The sequence below is a fragment of the Collinsella aerofaciens genome (assembly GCF_039752985.1).
Classification (GTDB): Bacteria; Actinomycetota; Coriobacteriia; order Coriobacteriales; family Coriobacteriaceae; genus Collinsella; species Collinsella aerofaciens_BT.
The window spans coordinates 1-25,482 of the sequence record NZ_JBDMHA010000036.1; the positions used below are offsets into that span (position 1 = coordinate 1).

Annotated in this window: 19 protein-coding genes and 1 tRNA gene; 16 read left to right on the forward strand and 4 right to left on the reverse strand. The window is 60.5% G+C overall.

Annotation, left to right across the window (positions count from 1 at the left end):
* Positions 1–188: 188 nt before the first annotated feature.
* The 5 genes from dnaK to ABHR76_RS06125 all read left to right on the forward strand — a co-directional run bounded on the left by dnaK (position 189) and on the right by ABHR76_RS06125 (position 7,230).
* Positions 189–2,081 (forward strand): molecular chaperone DnaK, encoded by a 1,893-nt coding sequence (gene dnaK, locus ABHR76_RS06105; RefSeq protein ID WP_006235214.1) that lies wholly within the window; start codon positions 189–191, stop codon positions 2,079–2,081.
* A 2-nt stretch (positions 2,082–2,083) separates the two neighbouring features.
* On the forward strand, positions 2,084–2,926 hold the full coding sequence (locus ABHR76_RS06110) for a nucleotide exchange factor GrpE (RefSeq protein ID WP_346977070.1): 843 nt from the start codon (positions 2,084–2,086) through the stop codon (positions 2,924–2,926).
* A gap of 108 nt (positions 2,927–3,034) precedes the next feature.
* Positions 3,035–4,000, forward strand: a complete 966-nt coding sequence (locus ABHR76_RS06115) for a DnaJ C-terminal domain-containing protein (protein ID WP_346977071.1) — start codon at positions 3,035–3,037, stop codon at positions 3,998–4,000.
* Positions 4,001–4,072: 72 nt separating this feature from the next.
* Entirely contained in the window at positions 4,073–4,489 is a 417-nt protein-coding gene (locus tag ABHR76_RS06120) for a heat shock protein transcriptional repressor HspR (RefSeq protein ID WP_006235210.1), read from the forward strand.
* Positions 4,490–4,929: 440 nt separating this feature from the next.
* Positions 4,930–7,230 carry a hydratase gene (locus ABHR76_RS06125; RefSeq protein ID WP_346977072.1) on the forward strand — a complete coding sequence of 767 codons (2,301 nt, stop codon included), beginning with the start codon at positions 4,930–4,932 and terminating at the stop codon, positions 7,228–7,230.
* A 472-nt stretch (positions 7,231–7,702) separates the two neighbouring features.
* On the opposite strand, the gene ABHR76_RS06130 is transcribed toward ABHR76_RS06125, so the two are convergent.
* Entirely contained in the window at positions 7,703–8,371 is a 669-nt protein-coding gene (locus ABHR76_RS06130) for a hypothetical protein (RefSeq protein ID WP_346977073.1), read from the reverse strand.
* A 234-nt stretch (positions 8,372–8,605) separates the two neighbouring features.
* On the opposite strand from ABHR76_RS06130, the gene ABHR76_RS06135 reads away from it, so the two are divergent.
* The 4 genes from ABHR76_RS06135 to ABHR76_RS06150 all read left to right on the forward strand — a co-directional run bounded on the left by ABHR76_RS06135 (position 8,606) and on the right by ABHR76_RS06150 (position 14,275).
* A complete protein-coding gene (locus ABHR76_RS06135; RefSeq protein ID WP_346977074.1) occupies positions 8,606–9,277 on the forward strand; it encodes a hypothetical protein in 672 nt (223 codons plus the stop codon).
* 447 nt (positions 9,278–9,724) lie between these two features.
* Positions 9,725–12,352, forward strand: coding sequence for an ATP-dependent chaperone ClpB (gene clpB, locus ABHR76_RS06140; RefSeq protein WP_346977075.1), 2,628 nt, complete (start codon positions 9,725–9,727; stop codon positions 12,350–12,352).
* Between the two features lie 126 nt (positions 12,353–12,478).
* Positions 12,479–12,679 carry a hypothetical protein gene (locus ABHR76_RS06145; protein ID WP_271730010.1) on the forward strand — a complete coding sequence of 67 codons (201 nt, stop codon included), beginning with the start codon at positions 12,479–12,481 and terminating at the stop codon, positions 12,677–12,679.
* A 243-nt stretch (positions 12,680–12,922) separates the two neighbouring features.
* Positions 12,923–14,275, forward strand: coding sequence for an ATP-binding protein (locus tag ABHR76_RS06150; protein ID WP_195625031.1), 1,353 nt, complete (start codon positions 12,923–12,925; stop codon positions 14,273–14,275).
* A gap of 73 nt (positions 14,276–14,348) precedes the next feature.
* Here ABHR76_RS06150 and ABHR76_RS06155 read toward each other — a convergent pair whose 3' ends face one another.
* From ABHR76_RS06155 to ABHR76_RS06165, 3 genes are all read right to left on the reverse strand, one after another.
* Complete coding sequence (locus tag ABHR76_RS06155) at positions 14,349–15,845, reverse strand: hypothetical protein (RefSeq protein WP_346977076.1); 1,497 nt, start codon at positions 15,843–15,845, stop codon at positions 14,349–14,351.
* A gap of 236 nt (positions 15,846–16,081) precedes the next feature.
* Positions 16,082–17,089, reverse strand: coding sequence for a DUF5692 family protein (locus tag ABHR76_RS06160; RefSeq protein WP_271759228.1), 1,008 nt, complete (start codon positions 17,087–17,089; stop codon positions 16,082–16,084).
* A 63-nt stretch (positions 17,090–17,152) separates the two neighbouring features.
* A complete protein-coding gene (locus tag ABHR76_RS06165; RefSeq protein WP_346977077.1) occupies positions 17,153–17,815 on the reverse strand; it encodes a TetR/AcrR family transcriptional regulator in 663 nt (220 codons plus the stop codon).
* 189 nt (positions 17,816–18,004) lie between these two features.
* Between ABHR76_RS06165 and ABHR76_RS06170 the strand changes: the two genes are divergently transcribed.
* From ABHR76_RS06170 to ABHR76_RS06200, 7 genes are all read left to right on the forward strand, one after another.
* Positions 18,005–20,782 (forward strand): FAD-dependent oxidoreductase, encoded by a 2,778-nt coding sequence (locus ABHR76_RS06170; protein ID WP_346977078.1) that lies wholly within the window; start codon positions 18,005–18,007, stop codon positions 20,780–20,782.
* Positions 20,783–20,976: 194 nt separating this feature from the next.
* Positions 20,977–21,405, forward strand: coding sequence for a hydrogenase maturation nickel metallochaperone HypA/HybF (locus ABHR76_RS06175; protein ID WP_195569004.1), 429 nt, complete (start codon positions 20,977–20,979; stop codon positions 21,403–21,405).
* A 337-nt stretch (positions 21,406–21,742) separates the two neighbouring features.
* Positions 21,743–22,732 (forward strand): PTS sugar transporter subunit IIB, encoded by a 990-nt coding sequence (locus tag ABHR76_RS06180; protein ID WP_006235196.1) that lies wholly within the window; start codon positions 21,743–21,745, stop codon positions 22,730–22,732.
* Between the two features lie 18 nt (positions 22,733–22,750).
* Entirely contained in the window at positions 22,751–23,569 is an 819-nt protein-coding gene (locus tag ABHR76_RS06185) for a PTS mannose/fructose/sorbose transporter subunit IIC (protein ID WP_035136637.1), read from the forward strand.
* A gap of 16 nt (positions 23,570–23,585) precedes the next feature.
* A complete protein-coding gene (locus ABHR76_RS06190) occupies positions 23,586–24,506 on the forward strand; it encodes a PTS system mannose/fructose/sorbose family transporter subunit IID (RefSeq protein WP_055310058.1) in 921 nt (306 codons plus the stop codon).
* A gap of 120 nt (positions 24,507–24,626) precedes the next feature.
* Entirely contained in the window at positions 24,627–25,025 is a 399-nt protein-coding gene (locus ABHR76_RS06195; protein ID WP_035136640.1) for a DUF956 family protein, read from the forward strand.
* Between the two features lie 229 nt (positions 25,026–25,254).
* Positions 25,255–25,330 (forward strand) — tRNA-Arg (locus ABHR76_RS06200).
* The last annotated feature ends 152 nt before the right edge of the window (positions 25,331–25,482 follow it).

The window sequence follows — 25,482 nt, forward strand, 5'->3', positions numbered from 1 at the left end:
TCAAACAGTGCGTCTACCTGCGTATTTGCGAACCTAAACTCTCGGCAATAAGAAATCTTATATGAATTGACTTAGATTTTGTATATTCCGGCCCATAAGGGGATACACTACATCCTGAAAGACAAGCCGAAACACCGCTCGGCAGACCGCCGAGTCGGTGCAAACGCACAAGAGAGAGGGAATTTCTAATGGGCAAGATTCTTGGTATCGACCTTGGTACTACTAACTCCGCAATGGCCGTCCTCGAGGGCGGTTCTCCGACCATTATCGTGAACGCCGAGGGCGACCGCACCACCCCGTCCGTTGTGGGCTTCCGTGCCGACGGCGACCGCGTCGTGGGTAAGGCCGCTAAGAACCAGGCTGTCACCAACCCCAAGAACACCGTGTTCTCCATCAAGCGCTTCATGGGCCGCAAGTACTCCGAGTGCACCTCCGAGATCAAGACCGTGCCGTATGAGGTCAAGGAGGGCCAGGGTGGCCGTGCCGTCGTCGACATCGAGGGCAAGGATTACACCGCCGAGCAGGTGAGCGCCATGACGCTCGCCAAGATGAAGGCCGACGCCGAGAAGTATCTGGGCGAGACCGTCACCGACGCCGTCATCACCGTCCCGGCCTACTTCAACGACGCCCAGCGTCAGGCCACCAAGGACGCCGGTAAGATCGCCGGCCTCAACGTCAAGCGTATCGTCAACGAGCCGACCGCTGCTGCTCTTGCCTATGGCCTGGACAAGCAGGGCACCGACCAGCGCATCCTGGTCTTCGACCTGGGCGGCGGCACCTTCGACGTCTCCATCCTCGACCTCGCCGACGGCGTGTTTGAGGTTCTGTCCACCTCGGGCGACAACCACCTGGGCGGCGACGACTGGGATCAGCGCGTCATCGACTGGATGGCCGATAAGTTCCAGCAGGAGAACGGTGTCGACCTGCGTCAGGACCCCATGGCCCTGCAGCGTCTGAAGGAGGCCGCCGAGAACGCCAAGAAGGAGCTCTCCGCCGCCCAGCAGACCACCATCAACCTGCCGTTCATTACCATGAACCAGTCCGGCCCGCTGCACCTCAACTACACGCTGACCCGCGCCGAGTTCGAGAAGATCACCCGCGACCTGCTCGAGCGCTGCAAGCAGCCTGTCACCAACGCCCTGCGCGACGCCAAGCTTAAGCTCTCCGATCTGACCGAGGTCATCCTCGTCGGCGGCTCCACCCGTATGCCCGCCGTCCAGGAGCTCGTCAAGACCATGACCGGCAAGCAGCCCAACATGTCCGTGAACCCCGACGAGGTCGTTGCCGACGGCGCTGCCGTCCAGGGCGGCGTGCTCACCGGCGACGTCGAGGGCATCCTGCTGCTCGACGTTACCCCGCTGTCGCTGGGCGTCGAGACCATGGGCGGCATCATGACCAAGATGATCGACCGCAACACCACGATCCCGACCTCCAAGACCGAGGTCTACTCCACCGCTGCCGACAACCAGACCAGCGTCGAGATTAACGTGCTCCAGGGCGAGCGCGAGCTTGCCCGCGACAACAAGTCGCTCGGTAAGTTCCAGCTGACCGGTATCCCGGCTGCCCGCCGCGGCGTGCCGCAGATCGAGGTCACCTTCGACATCGACGCCAACGGTATCGTCAAGGTCTCCGCTAAGGACAAGGGCACCGGCAAGGAGCAGCAGATCACCATTTCCGGCTCCACTGCTCTGTCCGACGACGAAGTCGATCGTATGGTCAAGGACGCCGAGGCTCATGCCGAGGAGGACAAGAAGCAGAAGGAAGAGGTCGAGGTCCGCAACCAGACCGACAGTCTGTGCTACTCCACCGAGCAGACCCTCAACGAGCTGGGCGACAAGGTTTCCGCCGACGTGAAGTCCAAGGCCGAGGCCGCTATCGCCGACGCCAAGAAGGCGCTCGAGGGCTCTGACGTCGAGGCCATCAAGGCCGCCGGCGAGTCCCTGCAGTCCGTGGCCTACGAGCTGGCCCAGGTTGTCTATGCCGACGCTCAGCAGCAGACCGACGGTGCCGCTGGCGCCCAGCCTGCCGACGATGACGTTGTCGACGCCGACTACGAGGTTGTGGACGACGAGGACAAATAATCATGTCCGCCCGTAAAGCTCGCACGGAGGCGGCCGCCGTTGGTGCCGCCCCCGTTGACTCTGAGGAGAAGGACGTGAAGATTCCCGTAGAGGCCGCAGACGTTACCGAGGCCAACGAGGCCCCGGCCGCCGAGGCTGCCGAGAACCAAGTAGAGGATTCCAACAAGGAGGCGACGATGACCGAGGACGAGATGGTGGAAGCCGCTATCCGCGCCGGTGAGGAAGCCGCCGACAACGACTTTAAGCTCAAGTTCGAGCAGGCTCAGAAAGAGCTTGCCGACGTGCGCAATGAGCTCGATGCTGCGGCAGAGGCTCAGAAGGCCGCCGAGGACAAGGCAAAGGACGCCACCGAGCGTACCGCCCGTCTGCAGGCCGACTGGGAGAACTTCCGTCGCCGCACCGCCAACGAGCGCATCGCCGAGCGCGAGCGCGCGACCGAGAAGCTCGTCACTGCGCTGCTGCCGGTGGTTGACGATATCGAGCGTGCAATTGACCATGCCCGTGGCCAGGAGCTTTCCGACGATTTTAAGCAGTTCGTCGATGGCGTTGACGCGGTGCATGCCAAGCTGCTCGATGTGTTTGCGCACGAGGGCGTTGAGCCCATAGACCCCAAGGGCGAGGCGTTCGATCCGCTCGAGCACCAGGCTGTGGGGCGTGTCGAGGACGCATCGCAGTACGACGAGACCGTCAACGATGTGTACCAGAAGGGCTACCGCATGGCGGATCGCATCCTGCGTTCCGCCATGGTGACGGTGACCTACGGTGGCGAGAAGCGCCCCGCACCGGAGCCCGAAGCGGCGCCCGAGGATGCTACGGCCGATACGGCCGAGAGCACCGAGGAGTAATTGAGAAGGGCCCCGGGGCAACACCCGGGGCCCTTTCTGGCCAAGTGCCATGTGACAGCATGAGCCGCCGTCCGCAGGGACGGCGGATGTAACAGGAGAGGAGCTACGATGGCTGCAGGCAAAACCTTCTATGACATCCTGGGCGTATCCAAGAGCGCCTCCGACAAAGAGATCAAGAGCGCGTTTCGCAAGCTCGCGCAAAAATATCACCCCGATGCCGGCGGCGACGAGGCCAAGTTCAAGGAGATCAGCGAGGCCTACGAGACGCTTTCGGACGAGAAGAAGCGCAAAGAGTACGACCAGATGCTCATGTTTGGCGGCATGCCGGGCGCGGGCGGCGCGTATGGCGGTGGCTACGGTGCCGGCGCGGGCGCCAGTGGCTGGGGCGATATCTTCGACAGCATCTTTAGCGGCAACGGCGCTTGGGGCAGCGATTGGGGCTCGGGCTTTGCCGGGGCTGCGGGCGCTGCCGGTGCCGGTGCGGGTCGCAACCGCGCGCGCAAGGGCGGCGACCTGTCGCTGACCGTCGATGTGACGGCCGAGGACGCGTTTCGCGGCGTGACGCACAAAGTCACCTATCGCATTCCCTCGACAGGCGAGCAGCAGACCATTACGGTCTCGGTGCCCGCGGGCGCGGTCGACGGCGGCAAGCTACGCTACAAGCGTCGCGGCGAGTACGGAGTTGCGGGTGGCGAGCGTGGCGACCTGGTCGTGACCACGCATGTGGAGGAGCACCCGCTGTTTAAGCGCAAAGGTGCCGACGTGACCATGGAGGTACCGGTCTCGGTCTACGAGGCGGCGCTCGGCTGCACGGTGGACGTGCCGACGCCCGCTGGTGCGACGGTTCGTCTGAAGGTGCCCGCGGGTACCCAGACGGGCAAGAAGTTCCGCTTTAAGGAGATGGGCGCGCCCGACGTTAAACACCGTGGCCGTACGGGCGCGCTGCTCGTCGAGATCAAGGTGCAGGTTCCCACGAACTTGTCTGATGACGAGCGCGATGCCATGACCAAACTGCGCGAGGCCGACACACGCGACTATCGCGAGAAGGTCAACCGTTACAAGGCGACGTACTAGGGCGGTCGCGGCACACGCCCGCGCCTGCGGGCTTATGATGGACGATAACGAGACGGAAAGGGGTCAGGTAGCATGGCCGAGGACAATAGGAATAAACCGCTGTACATGATCAGCGTGGCGGCCGAGTTGACCGGCATGCATCCGCAGACTCTGCGCGTCTACGAGTCCAAGGGCCTGGTGAACCCCCAGCGCTCGGGCGGCAACACGCGTCTGTATTCGCGTGCCGATATCGAGCGCCTGGAGCTCATCAACCAGCTGACCGACGAGGGCATCAACCTTGCCGGTGTGGTGCGCATTCTCGATATGAAGGAGCGTGCCGAGGAGCGCGAGCGCGAGAACGAAAAGCTCCGTGCCCGCGTGCGCCAGCTCGAGGACGAGCTGCACGAGTACAAGATGCAGAAGAAGATCACCGCCTTGGCCCCGCGCGATGGCTCGGTCAACCCCGAACAGGTCATGCGCAAACTTTTGGGCGCGGGCGGGGATCTCTAGGTTACGGCGTTTTACCAAACGCCGTAACCGGCCGACGCTGCGCGCCGCCCAGGGCGACAATTTGTCATTCAAAAGGCGAGGCATGACCAGAAGGTCAATGCCTCGCCTTTTTCATGCCAACTTGTTCGCCCTGGACGTCGCTCGCTGTCCGTCCTCTACCTGCGGCGTTGCCTTGCTCCGGATGCGGTAGTCATTGGGGACGTTCTTAAATGAGTGGTCAAGGGGGACACTCTTGCGGTATTTGGCACTTGGGGACGTTCCTTATGTGCCGGCACTTTGGGACACTCCTTGTCAAGAGATTGGCGAAAGATGCTTGTCATGTACTTTACTGAGATAAAGTGAACGTGCAGATTCGTAACCCACTTGCAACTGTTCTATGGCACGATATTGAATGAATGTATGCTATGCGCCCGAGCCTTTCGGGCAGAGTGGGAGACAGTATGGTCAAGCTGTACGAGGACGGCATCTACCTGCGTAACGGCAGCGAGGTTGTGCCTGAGGCCGAGGCTGCCGAGCGCGGTATTACGCAGACGCCCGAGGATGCCAAGCGCGGCACCATCGCGTATTCGATCCTCCAGGCACACAATACGTCCGGCGACCCCGAGGCGCTCAAGATTCGCTTCGACGCCATGGCGAGCCACGACATCACCTTTGTCGGCATCATCCAGACGGCGCGCGCCTCGGGCATGGAGCAGTTCCCGCTGCCCTACGTGCTCACCAACTGCCACAACTCGCTGTGCGCCGTGGGCGGCACCATCAACGAGGACGACCACGTCTTTGGTCTCTCGGCTGCCAAGAAGTACGGCGGCATCTTCGTCCCGCCGCACATCGCCGTCATCCACTCCTTTATGCGTGAGAATTTCGCCGGCTGTGGCAAGATGATCCTGGGCTCCGACTCGCACACCCGCTACGGCGCTCTGGGCACCATGGCCGTGGGCGAGGGCGGTGGCGAGCTGGCAAAGCAGCTGCTGCGCGACACCTACGATGTCACCTATCCCGGTGTCGTTGCCATCTACCTCACGGGCGCCCCGCGCCCCGGCGTCGGCCCGCACGACGTGGCGCTCGCCATCATCCGCGCCGTCTTTGCCAAGGGCTACGTCAAGAACAAGGTCATGGAGTTTGTGGGCCCGGGCATCGCAAGCATGACGACCGATTACCGCAACGGCGTCGACGTCATGACCACCGAGACCACCTGCCTGTCGAGCATCTGGGCCACCGACGAGGACACGCACGCATTCCTGACCATACACGGCCGCGGCGACGACTACCGCGAGCTCAAGCCCGCCGATGTCGCCTACTACGACGGTTGCGTCGAGGTTGACCTGTCGAGCATCAAGCCCATGATCGCGCTGCCGTTCCATCCTTCCAACGGCTTTGAGATTGACGAGCTCAACGAGAACCTCGAGGACATCCTGCATGAGGTGGAGCTCGAGGCCGCCAAGATCGGCGAGGGCAAGACGCACTTTAGCCTGCTCGACAAGATCGTCGACGGCAAGCTGCACGTGCAGCAGGGCGTTATCGCTGGCTGCTCGGGCGGCAACTACGACTCCGTGGTCCAGGCTGCCCGCGTGCTCAAGGGCGCCAACACCGGCTGCGGCGAGTTTTCGCTGTCGGTCTATCCCACGAGCCAGCCCGTGGCGCTCGAGCTCACGCGTCGCGGCTACATCTACGACCTTATGGAGGCCGGCGCGATCGTGCGCACGGCGTTCTGCGGCCCGTGCTTCGGTGCCGGCGACACGCCCGCTAACAACGGCCTGTCCATCCGCCACACCACGCGCAACTTCCCCAACCGCGAGGGTTCCAAGCCGGGTAATGGCCAGCTGAGCGCCGTGGCCCTGATGGACGCCCGCTCCATTGCGGCGACGGCTGCCAACGGCGGCGTCCTGACGCCGGCGACCGACCTGCCCGAGGAGACTTGGGACGAGGCCTGCGAGTACACCTTTGACGACGCGCCGTACAAGAAGCGCGTGTACTGGGGCTTTGGCAAGGCGGAGCCTGCCGACGAGCTGGTCGAGGGCCCCAACATCAAGCCGTGGCCCGCGATGGAGCCCCTCGGCGACGACATTCTGCTCAAGGTGTGCTCCAAGATCATGGACCCGGTCACCACGACCGACGAGCTCATTCCTTCGGGCGAGACGAGCTCCTTCCGCTCCAATCCGCTGGGGCTGGCCGAGTTTACGCTCAGCCGCCGCGACCCTGCCTATGTGGGCCGTTCCAAGGAGGTCGACGCCGTGGAGAAGCGTCGCGTCGCCGGTGAAGCCGCGGGCGACCTGGCGGCGCTCGATGCCGAGCTTGCCGGCGTGTTTGAGGCACTGGCCGGCGCCGGCGTCGCGGCCGATGCCAAGGCGACCGAGTACGGCTCCATGCTCTATGCCAAGAAGCCCGGCGACGGTTCTGCCCGCGAGCAGGCCGCGAGCTGCCAGCGCGTCATCGGCGGCCTGGCAAACATCGTCCACGAGTACGCCACCAAGCGCTATCGCTCCAACGTGATGAACTGGGGCATGGTGCCCTTCCAGATGGAGGCCGAGCCCAACTTTGAGGTGGGCGACTACGTCTTTGTGCCGGGTATCCGCGCCGCGCTCGATGGCGACCTGAAGGACATCGCTGCCTACGTGGTGCGTGCCGACGGTGCGGTCGAGCAGATTGAGCTCTACATTGCCGACATGACGGCCGAGGAGCGCGCTATCGTCAAGGCCGGCTGCCTGATCAACTACAACAAGTTCAAGGCCGCTGCCGAGTAACGCACTTAATTGTCCGCCCGGGGCTTACCCTTTCCCGCCCGCTCACGCGCTTCGCGAGGGTCGCGTTCGGGAAAGGGTAAGCCCCGGGCTACATTTCTGCGTTCTCGTTGGGTCTTGAGGGACGCTAAAAATAGACTTGCTTGAAGCCGCTCCTGTTATCGGGGCGGCTTCTTTTTTGTCGAAAACCGCCACAAAGGGGACAGGCACCTTTGTGGCGGTCGCGGTTTGTCTCGTTCTGTAATAGGTAGACCCTTATTTGCCGAGTAGTTGTTACAGATCTAGATAAACGGGCACTGCTGAACAATTCATCTCGATCCGTAACATCTGGACCCAAAAACGGCCGCTAGATGTTACAGATTGAGATGGTGAACGCCGGGACCGAAGATCACCACAAAGGCTCCTGTCTCCTTTATGGTGGTGGGGGCGAGCTCGATGTTGCCGTGCTCGTTGAACGACATTCTAATGAGCGTCTCTACAGAATTTCATCTGGGCTGGCGGGTTTGGTTGTTTTGGGGATGCCGAGTTTGGATGACGCGAAATCGTCAACACCGTCCTTGATTCCATCTTCGGTGTAGACGGTGACCGTATAGGTGCTGTGCCCGAATTCGCTCTTGTCGCGTGTCGCCCAGGCCTGCCAGTAGGCAGCCCCGTTTCGCCCTTTGATTTTTCCGACACGGCGGAGTTCTGTTCGCTTTAATTGCTGGTTGCTATAGATGGTTCGACCGGCCTCCTCGGTGAGCCCGCACTGTCCAAGCATCTTGTCGAGGACTTGGTTCATGTGGCGCTCATCGGTGTTTGGTGCGTAGTCGTAGGCGAGGGTGATGGAGTCGAGGGGCTGGTCGTCGATCAGATAGTTTAGCGCCTGAGGTTCAAGGCAGAAATAGGGGGAGCATCCGTCGACCTTGCCGAGCAACGGTAACTTGGACTGCCAACTTCCGGTGGGAATTGCATATTCGTAGAACACGCCACGGCAGACAAAGGAGAGCGAGGTGGCACGCGAGCCGGCGTCGATCATCCCGCAAAGATCGAAGGGCGAGGCGATACCAAGGGAAAAGGGCGTGGCGACGATAAGGAAGAGCATCACGATGGGTATGGCGAGAATGGCGATGACGTTGCGACCGGTGGAATGAGACGGCTTCATATGCGCTCCTCGAGACAAAGATCTGTTGAGGATAGGCAGAAATGGATATGTTCAGAGAACAATTCAAGTTTAATCTCATGGCGCGAGATGGTCGACCGTTAGCGTCGAAAACCACCACAAAGGTGCCTGTCCCCTTTGTGGTGGTGAGGAGCGCGCGGCTTCTTTTGGTAATAGTGTTAGCTGGCGGTATCATTAGTGCAGGTGGCGAAGGTTTGCATTGTGGGGTGTTTTGCCGTGAGCCGTTCTGCCCGTATTGGATTGATTGTCTTGGCGCTTGCGATCGCTGTGGTTGGCGCGGGCGCTGTCGGTATGGCATTTCTACCTGCTGCGGTGACGGAGCCGTTGGTCAAGCCTGTGGCTCAATCTGTCGAACTTCTGACCGGCGACGACAAGCCCGAGACCATTACCGTTGATTTTGATGAGCAGCCGGCTGTGCTGGGTATTAGCAATTATCCGAGTATTCAGCTTGGGGCCATGCGCTATACCACGGATACAAGCCTGATCGATAGGGCGTCCGAGCTACTCAAGGGCAAAACATTTAAGCGTTGGTACGGATATGCGTCCTATCGGGCAAAAGCGAACGACATGGTTGGCGGATGTCACTCTTCCATCGAGCTGGACACTGCAAACGGCGCAAAGTTATGTGATGTCTCGTACGATCCGGGTTACGAGGGCAATGAGGGTCCGGGTATTTACATCATGGCCGGCGATGCAGCCTATGTCATGGAGGGCGACCAGGCCGAGCTCAACGATTTTATGGGTCAGTGTATCCAAGATGCCTATGAACAGACCTGCTTGCCCGACCCGCAGACTGCACGCGATAGTGGGTCTGCCCGTATATGGCTCTTCGAGGATGAGATGCCCTGGAGCGGCGAATCGGGAAGCACGGGTTCGGCAAGTAAATAGAGACTGCAACCACCACAAAGGTACCCGTCCCCTTTGTGGTGGTTTTCGGTCTGTCTCGATCTGTAACATCTTGGCCGCTAAAAGTGGGCCTGGTGTTACAGATTTAGATTTTTGATCCGGGTGTTTTCTGTTCGTCTCGATTTGTAACAGATAGAGCTCTATTTGCTGACTAGATGTTACAGATTTAGATAAACGGGTGCCGCTGGTCATTTCATCTCGATCTGTAACATCTAGAGCCATAAACAGCCGCTAGATGTTACAGATTGAGATAGTAAGGGGACGAGGCCGTAGCGGGTGAGCGCACCTGCTCCCTATCTTTCAATCACTCAGAAAATCTTATATATAGAGACTTAGATTTATGTATAAGATCGTACAAAGCTGGCAACAATACTTCTCGAACAACGTGAAGCCGCCCCGTAGGGCGGCCACCCCAAGAGAGGTGATTCCATGAGAATCGATAAGCTAGCAATGACGTCGCGCGAGGCGCTGCAGACCGCCATGAGCACGGCTGCCGACGCGCAGGCCGGCGCGGTGGAGCCGATTCACCTGCTGTCTGCCCTGCTTGGTGCCGGCGAGCGCAATATCTCCGTGATCATCGAGCGCATCGGTGCCGACCCGGCTCAGCTTGCACGCTCCACGCAGGATGCCATTGACCACGCGCCCAAGGTTTCCGGCGAGGGCCAGCAGATGGGTCTTTCCAACGAGCTCGTCCGCGTCATCGAGAAGGCCGAGAAGAAGGCCACCAAGATGGGCGACAGCTTTGTGGTGACTGAACATCTGCTGATGGCACTTGCCGAAGACAAGGGCGAGGCGGGCCGCGTGCTGCGCGATGCCGGCGTGACCAAGGAGCGCATTGAGCAGGTCTACGAGGAGCTGCGTGGCGATGACCGCGTGACGTCTGCCGAGGACAAGACTCAGTTTGAGGCGCTGGAGCAGTACGGACGCAACATCTGCGACCTTGCCCGCGCCGGCAAGCTCGATCCGGTCATCGGCCGTACCGACGAGATTCGCCGTACCATCCAGGTCCTGTCCCGTCGCACCAAGAACAACCCCGTGCTCATCGGCGAGCCGGGCGTCGGCAAGACGGCCATCGTCGAGGGCATCGCCCAACGTATCGTGGCCGGCGACGTGCCGAGCACCCTGCGCGACCGCGACCTCATCGAGCTCGACATGAGCGCGTTGGTCGCCGGCGCCAAGTACCGTGGTGAGTTCGAGGACCGCTTAAAGGCCGTGCTCAAAGAAGTGCAAAAATCCGAAGGCAAGGTCATCCTGTTCATCGATGAGCTCCACACCATCGTGGGCGCGGGTGCCACCGAGGGCTCCATGGACGCCGGCAACATCCTCAAACCGGCGCTTGCCCGTGGCGACTTGCACGCGATCGGCGCGACCACGCTCGACGAGTACCGCAAGTACATCGAGAAGGACGCGGCGCTCGCCCGTCGTTTCCAGACCGTTATGGTGAGCGAGCCTACCGTCGAGGACACCATCTCGATCCTGCGTGGCCTCAAGGAGAAGTACGAGATCTTCCACGGCGTGCATATCACCGATAGCGCGCTCGTGGCGGCTGCCGACCTCTCCGATCGCTACATCGCCGACCGTTTCCTGCCCGACAAGGCCATCGACCTGGTCGATGAGGCCGCAAGCCGCCTGCGCATGGAGCTCGACAGCATGCCGGTCGAGATTGACGCCACCACGCGTCAGCTCACCCAGCTGCAGATCGAGGAGCAGGCACTCATGAAGGAGACCGACGACGCCTCCAAGGAGCGTCTGGAGGCCCTGCGCCAGGAGATCGCCGAGGTCCAGGAAAAGCTCAACGTGCAAAAGGCTGGCTGGCTCAACCAAAAGAACGCCATCGACCACGTGCAGGAGCTCAAAGGGCAGCTCGACGAGGCCAAGAGCGAAGAGGAGCGAGCGACGCGCAACGGCGACCTGGGCCGTGCGTCCGAGCTGCGCTTCTCCGTGATTCCGGGCCTGCAGCAGCAGATTCAGGATTCCGAGGCCGCGCTCGAGGCACAAAAGCAGCAGAACGGCGAGGGCCTCAACGAACAGGTGACCTCCGATGAGATCGCCGAGGTCGTGAGCGCCTGGACCGGCGTGCCCGTCTCCAAGATGATGCAGGGCGAGCTCGACAAGTTGAAGGGCTTGGAGGGCGAGCTGCATAAGCGCGTCATCGGTCAGGACGAGGCCGTCTCCGCCGTTGCCGCGGCCGTGCGCCGCAGCCGTGCGGGTCTCTCCGACCCGGACAAGCCCATCGGCAGCTTCTTCTTCCTGGGCCCCACCGGCGTGGGCAAGACCGAGCTCGCCAAGGCGCTTGCCGAGTGCCTGTTCGACGACGAGCGCGCGCTCGTGCGTATCGACATGTCCGAGTACATGGAGAAGTTCAGCGTCCAGCGTCTGATCGGTGCGCCCCCGGGATACGTGGGTTACGACGAGGGCGGCCAGCTCACCGAGGCCGTGCGCCGTCGTCCGTATTCCGTGATCTTGCTCGACGAGATGGAGAAGGCTCACCCGGATGTCTTCAACGTGCTGCTGCAGGTGCTTGACGACGGCCGTCTGACCGACGGTCAGGGTCGCCAGGTATCCTTCAAGAACACGATCATCATCATGACGTCTAACGTGGGCTCCAAGGCTATCGCTGAGCTTTCCGGCAAGAACGAGGAGGAGATGCGCCATCAGGTCGACGCGGCCATGGCTCAGACCTTCCGTCCCGAGTTCCTCAACCGTATCGACGATATCGTGGTGTTCCATCCGCTTGGCATGGCGCAGATCGAGAAGATCGTCGATATTCAGCTCGCCGACGTCCGTGCACGTCTGGCCAAGGAGCGCATGACGCTTGCCATCACCCCGGCGGCCAAGCAGATGCTCGCCGTGGGCGGCTTGGACCCGGTCTTTGGCGCCCGTCCGCTCAAGCGTCTGGTTCAGCGCGAGGTCGTGGATGCCATCGCCGCCGCTATCATCGATGGCACGGTGCGTGAGGGCGATCAGGTGACGGTCGATGTCGACAAGGACGGCGGCTTTACCGTCGTGTGCGACAACACGCCGGCGGCCACCTATGAGGTCCCCGACGCCGAATAGATTTATGGGACATGCCTTAAAATCTGCCAGCCGTCTCTAAACGCCAAGGGCGGCGGATCCAATTGGGTCCGCCGCCCTTTTTCGTGCGACAATCGATAATGTTGAACGGATGCGATGCAAGGAGCTATGCAGATGAAAGACGAGAACAAGACGAACGCACCGGCGGCTGAGATAGCGTCCGCCGCACCAAGGCCCGCGCCGAAACCGGCGCCCAAGCCGTGCGACCCCTGCATCCGTGCCGAGAACGAGGACGATGACGGCTACGATCCCTACAGCGATCGCCGCCCCGAGCGCGAGCCGCTGTTCGAAGCCGACCCCTGGCGCTAGTTGCATCAAGTAGCTAATTTGGCGATGATTTTCTGGGACGGGTAGTCAAAAAAGCCCCGTCCCAAATCGACTGTCCAGGGAGTCGCATTCGAGCTTGGTTGTCCTCTCAGCCACTCGGCATCCTTCGAGCAGTAATAGTGAAAAAACTTGCTTAAGTGTTAATCAAGCTACACACAATCTTGCTCTCTAATTAATCAAGAATCAGTATAATTTTGATTAGCTAGAGAGCAAGATTGGAGAATCATGGCATTCAACGACTTGATCGCCCAGAAAATAAAGGACTTTGAACAGCAGGGGGTTCCGCAGGTCTTTGAGCGAGACCTTGATCTAGGAAACCCACAGGAGCCAAAGCGCGACAACATCGTAAATGTGATTGTGGGGGCCCGCCGTTGTGGAAAGACGTATCGCCTGTATCAGGAGATGCGGCGGCTTCAGAGCCGGGGCGTCGAGCTTGACCGGATGCTTTACTTCAATTTTGAGGATGAGCGCTTGCGCCCGTATGAGCCATCGCTGCTGGCGGACGTGCTCGACACGTTCTATGCGCTGTATCCTGTTGCTCGAATCGAGGGCGCTTACATTTTCTTTGACGAGATCCAGGAAATCCCCGAATGGGGTGCGTTTCTGCGGCGTGTAGTCGATACGGAGAAAGCGACCGTCTATGTGACGGGATCTTCTTCTAAGATGCTGTCCTCAGAACTTAAGAGCGAGTTCAGGGGTCGTTCCCTTGTGCGAGAGCTTTTTCCGTTGAGTTTTTCGGAATACGTTCGATATAAGACGGGGAGCGTTCCCGAGCCAGATGCGACCTTTTCCCCGAGCGATGCAGCGCTGCTTCGACATCATCTGATCGGGTATCTTGAACAAGGGGGATTCATCGCGACACTTGAGCAGACGCCTGCAGACGCGATTCAGCTGCTACAGGAATATGCTTCGCGAACGGTCGCCATGGACGTCGTTGAACGTTACGACGTCAAGAACCCTCGCCTGGCATCGCTGTTCTTGACGCGGTGTATGGCATCTTCGGGACGAGAGCTGTCAGTGAACAAAGTGTACAACGAGTTCAAGAGCAGACAGATACCCGTCAGTCGTAATTCGCTCAGCGATTTACTTGAGTATTATGAGGATGCCTACCTGTTATTTTCTGTGCCGGAGTTCACGCGTTCATTGGCAAGTAACATGCGGTCTGCGTCTAAGGTCTACGCTGTCGACCCTGCGATGTTTGGAGCATTCTCTCCCGCATCAGCATTGGACCAGGGCCAGAGGCTCGAGACCGCAGTGTTCAATGCGCTAAGAAGAAGGACTCCCGCGGTGAGGACCGGCTCGGTCTGCCGCCTGCTGATCAAAGAGAAGAGCAAAAGCCATGAGGTGGACTTTGTGGCTGGGGACGCACTTCTCATGCGGGCTTATAGCCTGATTCAGGTGAGTGTGGATATGGCAAGTGAGAAAACGCGCGAGCGCGAAATTGCCGCGCTTGATGCCTCGATGGCCCAGTTCGATCTTGGCGAGTCGGCAATCGTTACCATGGATGAGCAGGCCGATATTCCATGCGAGCACGGTGCGGTACACGTTGTGCCCGCATGGAAGTGGCTCCTTGCCTAATCATCTATGGACCTGTGGGATCAGGACCTCCTGGCTCCTTCATCACGGTTGGGGAGCACCTTGCTGCGCCAGGCTAGTCCTGGGCTTTGATGCTCGGCAGGAGAATCTGGGCGAGGTAGTCGGTCTCGAGTTTGGTCGCGGTGTCTGCCTTGCCGTCTTTGCCGACCAACACGTTCTTGATCTGGCTATACGTATAGCGGTTGCCGGTCGTAAGCTCGACAAGCTCAATGGCCGTGTCCATGGGGTAGGTTGACACGGGGTTCTGCGTCCGTCCGTTGATGGTCTGGGGCACCACGTACGGATAGACGGGGCCGCTGGCGTAGACGGTATAACCGTTGCCTAGATTGGCCGCACCCAAAACCGTATCGCCTTCATCGGGCGTAAAGCTCTCGCCCTCGCGCACCGCGACGAGCGTCACGAGCGGCGTATTGGCGTCGTCGCCCAGATAGATGCATAGCGTGCTTCCGTTTTGCCAAGTTGCGACCTTGCCGTACCACTCGACGGGAATATCGAGCTGGTAGAGGTCGGTTGCCTTGTGGCGAGCGTCAGCATCACGGGACGCCTGTGCCTTTTGCGCGCTCACGGCATTGACGGCGGCGTCGCGCCGCGCGGTTGCTGCCTGCTGGAGCACTTTGGCAGCCGCGGCGGAGCTCGCACCGCCCTCCTCGGCGTACTTGGCGGCGGCATCGATCTGGTCGTCGGTCACCGTGTCGGCTGAGGGCACCTTAAGCTTAAAGGTGGCTTGAGCGCGCAGATCCTGCCCGTCATTCTTGACCGTAACCTGGGCCTTGGTGGTCGGGACGGTGTAGATGGTGCCGTCGGCCGCGATGGGGGAGGCGGCGATGGAGAACGTGTAATCGCCGGGCAGCAGCTTAATGCCGCGACCGTGCTCGTCAACGTAGAGCGTTTCGCTCACGGAAGAACCGTCGGAATCCTGACCGCTCACCTGCACGGGAATCTTGGAGCCAGTTGAGCAGTCGAGCCCCGCGGCATGTACGCCAATTTGCACCGACATCATGGTACGGGCGTTTGCGGCAACCACGGCGGCCTGCTCTTGCCGGTATCCATTCCAAGCGGCATAGCCTGCGCCGCCGGCGACAAGCGCGACGGCTACGACGCCTGCCACCATCAGGTTGCGGCGCTTGGGCGACATCTTACGGTGACGAACCTCGGCTTCGCGTGCCGAAGGAACGGACGGTAGGGGAATATCGCCCATGGCGATGGTCTCGTCCACGGCAGGCGCAGAGCCTAAGCCAGGGAGCTCGCGGGTCAGCGAATCTTCGGCCGGCAAGTTGTCGAGCAAGATGGTTTCCTCGCTCGTGTCGGATCCGGGCTGGTCGTCGGCCTCGCTTTCGGTGTCTTCGTGATCTGCCTCATCCTCGGCAGGCTCAACGTCGCCTGTATCCTGATCATCGGGCTGCGCCTCGATTTCCGGCTCATCCTGCACATCAACGCTCGAATCGTCAAACGCAACATCGTCAAGCGAAATCCGGTCTAGGCTCTCCAGGGCCTCGGCACACGCTTCTGCATCTTGGGCCGCATCCTCTTGGCCCATCGTCTCATCATTCATACATCCCCCAAGCTCAATATCGGGACAACACTGTACCCAAAAACGGGACCCCATAGAGCCGCCTCATGATTTGAAATCCGATTTTATATATGCGCATGTTTTTGAATAGATGAATAGAGACGCAACGACAAAAGCCCCCGAAAAGCGAGCGAAACGCTTTCCGGGGGCTCTGCGAGGCATTGGATGAAAAACCTGGCGGGCGGGCCTATGCCCAGGCGCCAACAGCGACCAACATGTTACTCGGCGTGCGCGTAATCAACCTTGGCGCGGCGGGCAGTGGCCTTCTCCCAATCGCTGGTGCCCTCAAAGACATCCTGCTTGTAGGGATTGCGGCCGAGCTTCTTGGCACGGTAGGCGACGTAGATGATCGCGGCGACGTTGGCGACCAGCGCGGCGACCGAGACCGCGGTGGCGGCGCCGGGATCGAGCGTGGAGTGCGTCACAAAGATGGACTCCTCCTGGAAGTACGGGAACACCTGGGCAAACATGCACCAAATGGCCAGCGTAAAGGCGCGGTTCTGAATCCAGCCGCCCTTGTTCCAGATAAAGGCGGCGACGGTGGGCGCCAGCAGCAGCGCAAAGCCGCAGAACCAGGAGTGGGTGGGCAGGCAGTTGTAGGTGTAGCAGAAGTTCCAGATATCGTAGGCGATGATGTAGACCCAGGTCATGTCGGGCCACAGCATGTCGGTCTTGTCCTCGGAGGCGTAGACGCTCCACCAACCGGTCATGCAGAAGATGTTGATGATGCCCGCGATACCGTTGAACACGTTGTTCCAGCCGGCCAGCTGCGTGGCGCCCTCGGAGGTGACCCAGGTGGACTCGCCCAGGACAAAGAAGTGATAGGCGCTCTCAAAGTCAGACACGACGGCGATCATGATGTTGATGGCGACGATCACAAACGGCCACGCGCGGAACCAATGCGCCTTGCCGATCTTGCCCCACTGGTACTTAATGGCAATGAAGCCCCAGCAACCGGCCAGCGCCGCGTACACCTTGGCGTAGTGGAACCAGCTGTTCTGGTACACATGGGTGGGGTTGGTGAGCGCCCACTCGGCACCCTGCGAAACGCCGACGGCGATGGCGACGCAGTAGATGGTCATGGCCAGCGGAGCCACGCCAAAGATGATTGCCGCGCCCAGCTTGGTGCGGCGGCCGACCTCGTTGAGCACGATCAGGCCGATAAAGACCATGGCCCAGCCGGCCCAGTGGATAAGGGTATCGCTACCCCAAACATCGAACAGCATGCTGCTCTCCTTTCACACGCCCGCGGCCCCTCTTCTGATCGCGGGCAGTTTGGCCAAATGTCGTCAGTTCTGGGGCTTGCGCTCCGGATACTTGGCGGTATAGCCCTCGATGTGGAGTGTCGAGGCGATGATTTCCTTGACCGTCTCGTCGGGCACATCGGGGTGCGTGCGGATATACATCAACAACCCCATGATGAGGGTGTAGAACGTCTCGTAGACATGGTCGATGCGTAGCTCATGATGGGCGACAAAATCCACCACGGTGGTGTCGCAGATATACTGCGCCACGCGCTGGACCACGTTGTGCAAAAAGCCGCCGTAGAGCGCGCCGCTGCTTGAGGTGAGCGTACTCGGCAGCTCGTGGCCGCTGGCGACCAGGCGCTTAAAGAGCGGGGCGACGGTGTCGAGCGCGCCTTCGATATCGCCGACGGTGCGGTCGGCGTTCCACTGCTCGAGTTCGGAGATAAAGCCGTCGATCGCCTCGTCCATGACGGCGGTGACGGCGGCGTCCATATCGGCAAAGTAGTGGTAGAACAATGAACGCGTGCAGCCGGCTCGCTTGGTCACGGCCGATACCGATAGGTGGGACACGCCCAGCTCGGAGCTTACGGTGCGCACGGCATCGAGGATCTCGCGACGGCGTTCGTCGCCCGTCAGGCGCTTTGCCGCGCTATCGGATGCGGGAACGGCATTGACTACAGAGGTATCTGCTGTGTTGTTGCCCATGTTTTGCCGCCTTTCATCCTCTTTTGCCTGACCGTTCGCCTAACAGTCTTGAATATTGTTGACGGTTCGTCAATACTATTTTTGACACAATGTCAACTAATGGCGGGTGAACGGCATGGGGGCATGCCCGGCCTGCAAAAAAGAGGGGTGCCGCGGTCTCGCCGGGCTGTGGCAAGAGAAGGGACAACCATGATTCTCAACGGACCGGGGATTAGCTACACCGAGCCCGACATCGGTTCGGAGTTCGTGCCGCCGCTGCCGGAGCATCCGCGCGAGGCCATCGTCAAGCTGTGCGAGCACTGCACCAACCGTCTGCTGCATCGCGATGAGCTGCTGGGCTACGAGTACTGGTCGTTTGCCGAGGCCGCGACTGACGAGCAGGCCGAAGTGCTCTGCAAGATGAAGATGCGCCGTCCCTATACGCTGCCCGAGATGGTCAAGCTCACCGGCATGCCCGAAGCCGATATCGAGAAGATGCTCGACGATATGAGCTACACGGGCCTGCTCGAGTACAACTGGGAAAACCCCGAGCGCGCCAAGCAGTGGGTGCTGCCCATGCTGGTGCCGGGTTCCGCCGAGTTCCTCAACATGCGCGTGAGCCAGCTCGAGGAGCACCCGGTCTATGCCAAGTTCTTTGAGCAGGCGTCCAAGGGACCGCTGTCCAAGGCCACTCCGATGGTGCCGCCCGGTGGTGCCGGCATCGGCATGCATGTCATTCCGGTCGAGAAGGCTATCGATGCCGCAAGCACGTCGGTGCCGATCGAGCATATCGAGCATTGGCTCGACAAATACGATGGCAAATATGCCGCTAGCACCTGCAGCTGCCGCGCGAGCCGTCGCGTGATGGGTGAGGGCTGCGCCGACGACCCGGCCGATTGGTGCATCGCCGTGGGCGATATGGCCGACTACGTGGTCGAGACCGACCGTGGCCACTATGTGACGCGCGACGAGGTCTACGACATCCTGCGCCAGGCCGAGGACAACGGCTTTGTGCACCAGATCACCAATATCGACGGCGAGAACAAGATCTTCGCTATCTGCAACTGCAACATCAACGTGTGCTACGCCCTGCGCACCTCTCAGCTGTTCAACACACCCAACCTGTCGCGCTCGGCCTATGTCGCCAAGGTCGAGAAGGACAAGTGCGTTGCCTGCGGTCGCTGCGTTGAGGTGTGCCCGGCCGGCGCCGCCAAACTGGGCCAGAAGCTCTGCAGTAAAAAGGCCGGCGGACAGGTGCCCGAGTATCCGCGCCAGGAGCTGCCCGATGCCACCAAGTGGGATCACACCAAGTGGTCGCCCAACTACCGCAACGACAACCGCATCGAGACGCATGAGTCCGGCACCGCTCCCTGCAAGACGGCCTGCCCCGCGCACGTTGCCGTTCAGGGCTATTTGAAGCTCGCGGCTCAGGGTCGCTATGACGAGGCGTTGGCGCTCATTAAGCGCGAGAACCCGCTGCCCGCCATCTGCGGCCGCGTGTGCAACCGCCGCTGCGAGGATGCCTGCACTCGCGGCCGTGTGGACGCCGCCGTGGCTATCGACGAGGTCAAGAAGTTCATCGCCCAGCGCGATTTGGATGCCGCGACCCGCTACGTCCCGCCCGTGGTTACGCCGACGCGCGCCGGCGGCTTCGATCAGAAGATCGCCATCATCGGTGCCGGTCCGGCCGGCCTGTCCTGCGCCTTCTATCTGGCCGAGAAGGGCTACAAGCCCGTCGTGTTCGAGAAGAACGAGCGCCCGGGCGGCATGCTCACCTACGGCATTCCCAGCTTTAAGCTGGAGAAGGACGTTATCGAGGCCGAGGTCGAGATCATTCGCCTGATGGGTGCCGAGTTCCGCTATGGCGTGGAGGTCGGTCGTGATGTGACGCTCGACGAGCTGCGCGCGCAGGGCTTTAAGGCCTTTTACGTGGCCATCGGCTGCCAGGGCGGCCGCCTTGCCGGTATTCCGGGCGAGGATGCCGAGGACGTGACCGTGGCCGTCGACTTCCTTCGCGAGGTTAACAGCGGCAAGATCGATACCCTGTCCGGCCGCACCATTGTGGTGGGCGGCGGCAACGTGGCCATCGACGTTGCCCGCAACGCCTGCCGTTTGGGCTCTGAGCACGTTGAGATGTTCTGCCTGGAGAGCGAGGTCCAGATGCCCGCCAGCGAGGAGGAACGTCGCGAGGCCGTTGAGGACGGCGCTCACATCAGCTGCGGCTGGGGCCCCAAGGAGATTCACCTGGACGAGGCCGGTCGTGTGTGCGGTATCACCTTCAAGCGCTGCACGCGTGTCTTTGACGACGAGGGCCGTTTTGCGCCCGAGTACGACGAGAACGATCTGCGCCGTGTCGATGCCGACCGTGTCGTCATGTCGATTGGCCAGTCCATTGTGTGGGGCGACCTGCTGGCTGGCTCCAAGGTGGAGCTCGGCCGCGGCCAGGGCGCCCTGGCCGATCCCCAGACTTACCAGACCGCCGAACCCGACATCTTTGTGGGCGGCGACGTCTACACCGGCCCCAGCTTTGCCATCGATGCCATTGCCGCCGGCCACGAGGCTGCCGTGTCCATCCATCGCTTTGTGCAGCCGGGCTCCACGCTCACCATCGGCCGCAACCAGCGCCGCTACACCGCGCTCGACCGCGACGATGTCGTGATCGAGAGCTACGACAACGCGAGCCGCGAGGTTGCGCATGTGGACCGCGAACGCGAGAAGGCTGCGCCGTTTAGCGAGTACGTCGAGACCTTTACCGAAGAGCAGGTGCGCGCCGAGACCGCCCGTTGCCTGGGCTGCGGTGCCTCGATCGTCGACCCCAACAAGTGCATCGGCTGCGGCCTGTGCACCACCAAGTGCGCGTTCGACGCCATCCATCTGGATCGCGACCGCCCCGAGTGCTCCACGATGGTCAAATACGAGCAAAAGCTTCCAAGCCTGGGCAAGTACGCGCTCAAGCGCGCCATCAAGATTAAATTCGGGAAGAAGTAAGAAACGCAACAAGCAGGAGAACGGCGCAGAGAGCGGTTGGACAGCGAGCGAGTCCCAGGCGTGGCGAGGTGCCTTGAAAGAGGAGGGCATAGGGCTTTTGCCCATGCCCGACGATTGAAAGGCAGATCGCCCGTCTGGGGCTCGCGCAGCGTCAAGCCGACCGCCGTTCGGTAGAACGGCGGAAGGAATTAAAAGTGCACGAGCTCGGAATCGTCTATCACATCATTCGCGATGTTGAGAATGTGGCGCGCGCTCATGGCGTGCGTCGCGTTTCGAGCGTCACGCTGCTGCTGGGCGAGGTCTCGGGCGTCGTCCCCGATCTACTACTCGACGCTTGGCGCTGGGCGGCGGATAAAAAGCCTATCACGCAGGGCGCGGAGCTTATCGTGGAGCCTGTCGAGGCCGTGACGCATTGCGAGGCGTGCGGCCGCGACTACGCGACGGTCGAGCACGGCAAGACCTGTCCCCATTGCGGTAGCGGCGAGACCTATTTGCTGCAGGGCCAAGAGGTCATGATCAAACAGATCGAGACCCCCGACGAGGACCCGGCAGACGCTGTCCCCGACGGTCCTTCCGACGCCCCCGATGCCGTCGACGCCGCCAACCCTCTCCACATCGCCTAACATCCAATGACTACATGGGCTAGAGTTCTAAACATATTTGCTTCGGTTAGTCAAGTCATGTCTGTTTAAACAAAATGGTGGCACGCAGACGCATTGGGATCCACCTAAAAGCGGTCTTAACGAACAGTGCACCTTTATATGTCTTTGAAAGCAATCAGCAAATCACGTTTTAGCAGGCAATAAGCTGTAAACCGGCAACGTAATCAATTTGTAACAAACTTAGACGTTTAAACAAATAATCCAACCTTTTGCGAATTTAGCTATAATTCCACAAACCAAACAGGTATACTTCCTTCATGTCGTGTAGGAAATACGTAGACAAAAAGGAGGTTATGTGATGGTAAGTATTGTTCTTGCTAGCCACGGGGACTTGGCAGCTGGAATCAAGCAGACGGGCTCGATGGTCTTTGGCGATCAGCCGTCTGTTGCCGTGGTCTCGCTCGAGCCGAGCATGGGCCCCGACGACTTCCGTGCCAAGGTCGAGGAAGCAATCGCTTCCTTCGAGGACCAGGAGCAGGTGCTCTTCCTCGTTGATCTGTGGGGCGGCACGCCGTTCAACCAGATCAGCGGGCTCATCGAGGGCCATGATTCCTGGGCTATCGTCACCGGTGTCAACCTGCCTATGCTCATCGAGGCATATTCGCAGCGCTTTGACGCAAAGAACACTGCACATGCGATCGCAAAACATCTCGTGACTGAGGCTAAGGCTGGCGTGCGCGTCAAGCCCGAGTCTCTGGAGCCCGAGGAGAAGAAGCCGGCTGCGGCCGCCGCTGCTCCTGCAGGCGCCATCCCTCCGGGAACGGTCATCGGCGACGGGCACATCAAGATTGCCCACGTCCGTATCGACACCCGTCTGCTTCATGGTCAGGTGGCCACCACGTGGACCAAGCAGATCAACCCCAACCGCATCATCGTGGTTTCCGACGGCGTTGCTCACGACGAGCTCCGCAAGACCATGATCGAGCAGGCTGCCCCTCCGGGAGTCCATGCCAACGTCGTGCCCATCAAGAAGATGGCCGAGGTCGTCAAGGACACGCGCTTTGGTGACACCAAGGCCATGCTGCTCTTCGAGAACCCGCAGGATCTGCTCAAGGCCATCGAGGCCGGCGTCGACATCAAGGAAGTCAACATCGGTTCCATGGCTCACTCCAAGGGCAAGGTCGTCGTCACCAACGCCGTCGCCATGGGCGATGACGACGTTAAGACTCTCGAGGCCCTCAAGGCCAAGGGCGTCAAGTTCGAGGTCCGCAAGGTTCCTTCGGATTCCTCCGAGGATCTCGACGCCATGTTGAAGAAAGCTAAGGCCGAACTGGCCGCTCAAGCATAGTAAAGGAGGGTCCGATACATGTCTGCAATCACTATTCTGCTTGTTGCGATTGTCGCGTTGCTTGCCGGTATGGAAGGCATTCTGGATGAGTTCCAGTTCCATCAGCCGCTCGTGGCATGCACGCTTATCGGTCTCGTAACCGGTCACCTTCAGGAGGGCATCCTCCTGGGCGGTTCGCTCCAGATGATGGCCCTTGGCTGGGCTAACGTCGGCGCCGCCGTCGCGCCTGACGCCGCTCTGGCCTCGGTCGCTTCTTCGATCATCATGGTGCTCGCCCTCAACGGTGGCGCCACTGATTCGGCCAAGGCCGTTACCGCGGCCATCGCCGTCGCCGTCCCGCTGTCGGTCGCTGGTCTGTTCCTGACCATGATCTGCCGTACCATTGCTACCGCTATCGCTCACGCCATGGACGGTTGCGCCGAGAAGGGCGACTTCTCCGGCATCGAGCGCTGGCAGTACGCTGCCATCCTCATGCAGGGCCTTCGTATCGCCATCCCGGCAGTACTTCTGTGCGTTATCCCGGCCGAGGCTGTTACCAACGCGCTTAACGCTATGCCCGACTGGCTGTCCGGCGGCATGGCCGTCGGCGGCGGCATGGTCGCTTCCGTCGGTTACGCCATGGTCATCAACATGATGGCCACCAAGGAGACCTGGCCGTTCTTCATCCTCGGCTTTGTCCTTGCTGCCATCCCTCAGCTCACGCTGATCGCCCTTGGCCTCATCGGCATCTCCCTTGCCCTCATCTACCTTGGCCTTAAGGATCTGGCCAAGCAGGGTGGCGGCACGGGCGGTGGCTCCGGCGACCCGCTCGGCGACATTCTGAACGATTACGAGTAGGAGGGGAGTGATACATATGGCAGAGAACAAGATTCAGCTCACCAAGGCTGACCGTAAGAAGGTTTGCTTCCGTCATCAGTTCCTTCAGGGCTCGTGGAACTACGAGCGTATGCAGAACGGCGGCTGGTGCTTCGCAATGATCCCTGCGATCAAGAAGCTCTACACCAGCAAGGATGACCAGATTGCCGCGCTTAAGCGCCACCTGGAGTTCTATAACACCCACCCCTATGTTTCCGCCCCCGTCATTGGCGTTACCCTCGCCCTCGAGGAGGAGCGCGCCAACGGTGCTCCGATCGATGACGTCGCCATCCAGGGCGTCAAGGTCGGTATGATGGGTCCGCTCGCCGGCGTCGGTGACCCCGTCTTCTGGTTCACCCTTCGCCCGATTCTGGGCGCTCTGGGCGCTTCCCTGGCCATGTCCGGCAGCATCGTCGGTCCGCTGCTGTTCTTCTTCGCGTGGAACATCATCCGTTACGCTTTCCTGTGGTACACGCAGGAGTTTGGCTACAAGGTCGGCTCCTCTATCGCCAAGGACCTCTCCGGCGGTCTGATGGGCAAGGTCACCGAGGGCGCTTCCATCCTGGGTATGTTCATCATCGGCGCCCTGGTCGAGCGCTGGGTGTCCATTTCCTTCACCCCGATCGTCTCCACGGTCAAGCAGTCTGCTGGCGCCTTTATCGACTGGGCTAGCCTGCCTTCCGGTTCCGAGGGTATCAAGGAAGCGCTGACGATGTACAACTCCGTCGGTGCTACCGCCCTTGATCAGATGAAGGTCACCACGCTTCAGGCCAACCTCGATCAGCTCATCCCCGGCCTTGCCGCCGTGTGCCTGACCCTGCTGGTCTGCAAGCTCCTCAAGAAGAAGGTTAGCCCGATCGTCATCATCCTGGCTCTCTTCGCCGTCGGCATCATCGGTCGCTTCTGCGGCTTCATGTAAGCACGCTTCGGCTTAAGACCGAGAGTTGCTAGGTAAGGGCTTTTGAGCCATTGAAACGGACCGCACCCGGTGGGTACACTGGATGCGGTCCGATTGTTTTAATTGGAGGGCGAGGCGCGTATGGCGCAATCTCAGAACAGCACGGTCGATCTGGCAACGCCGGCAACCTGCCTGATGGGGCTTACCAGCCACGGTAACGTGATGGTGGGCAATAAGGCGTTCGAGTACTATAACGAGCGCAATCCCGAGGATTATATTCAAATCCCGTGGGACGAGGTCGACTATATTGCCGCCGAGGTTTTGCGCGGCACCAAGAAGATCACGCGTTTTGCCATCTTTACCAAGGATAACGGCCACTTTACGTTTACGACGCGCGATGACAAAGAGACGCTTCGTGCGGTCCGTAAGTACGTCGATGAGGATAAGCTCGTGCGTTCGCCCGATTTTATCGACGTAACGACCAAGGGCGCCAAGAGCATCCCCGCTGCCATCAAGAGCCTTTTCCACAGAGACAGCTAATCGTTGGCGATAGATGGCGGAAAATGCATCCCGGAATTTGTTCTCATTCCGGGATGCATTTTCCTTTTGAGGGCCAGTTGGGAAAGCTTGTCCCATTATTTCGCGTTATTCCGGGTTATTCTTTCCGATATTGAGGATTGCCCTCGGAAACTATTCGCTATAGAGCCTTCTCGATGAGTGGCCATGCGCTACATGGCAAAGGGGTAAATCTGCTACACTAGTACAACATGCCTCCGTAGCTCAGGGGATAGAGCACCGCTCTCCTAAAGCGGGTGTCGACGGTTCGAATCCGCCCGGGGGCACCAGGGAATATGACGGCGTCGCGGGAGCGGCGCCGTTTCTGGTTTCAAGACTTTAGTCCGCTGGCCGCGCAGCGGCCAGCTTTAAACCACCCGCTACGCGGGTGGAGACAAACGGCTTTACAAAGCCACCCCTCCGACCGATATTGACGATTGTT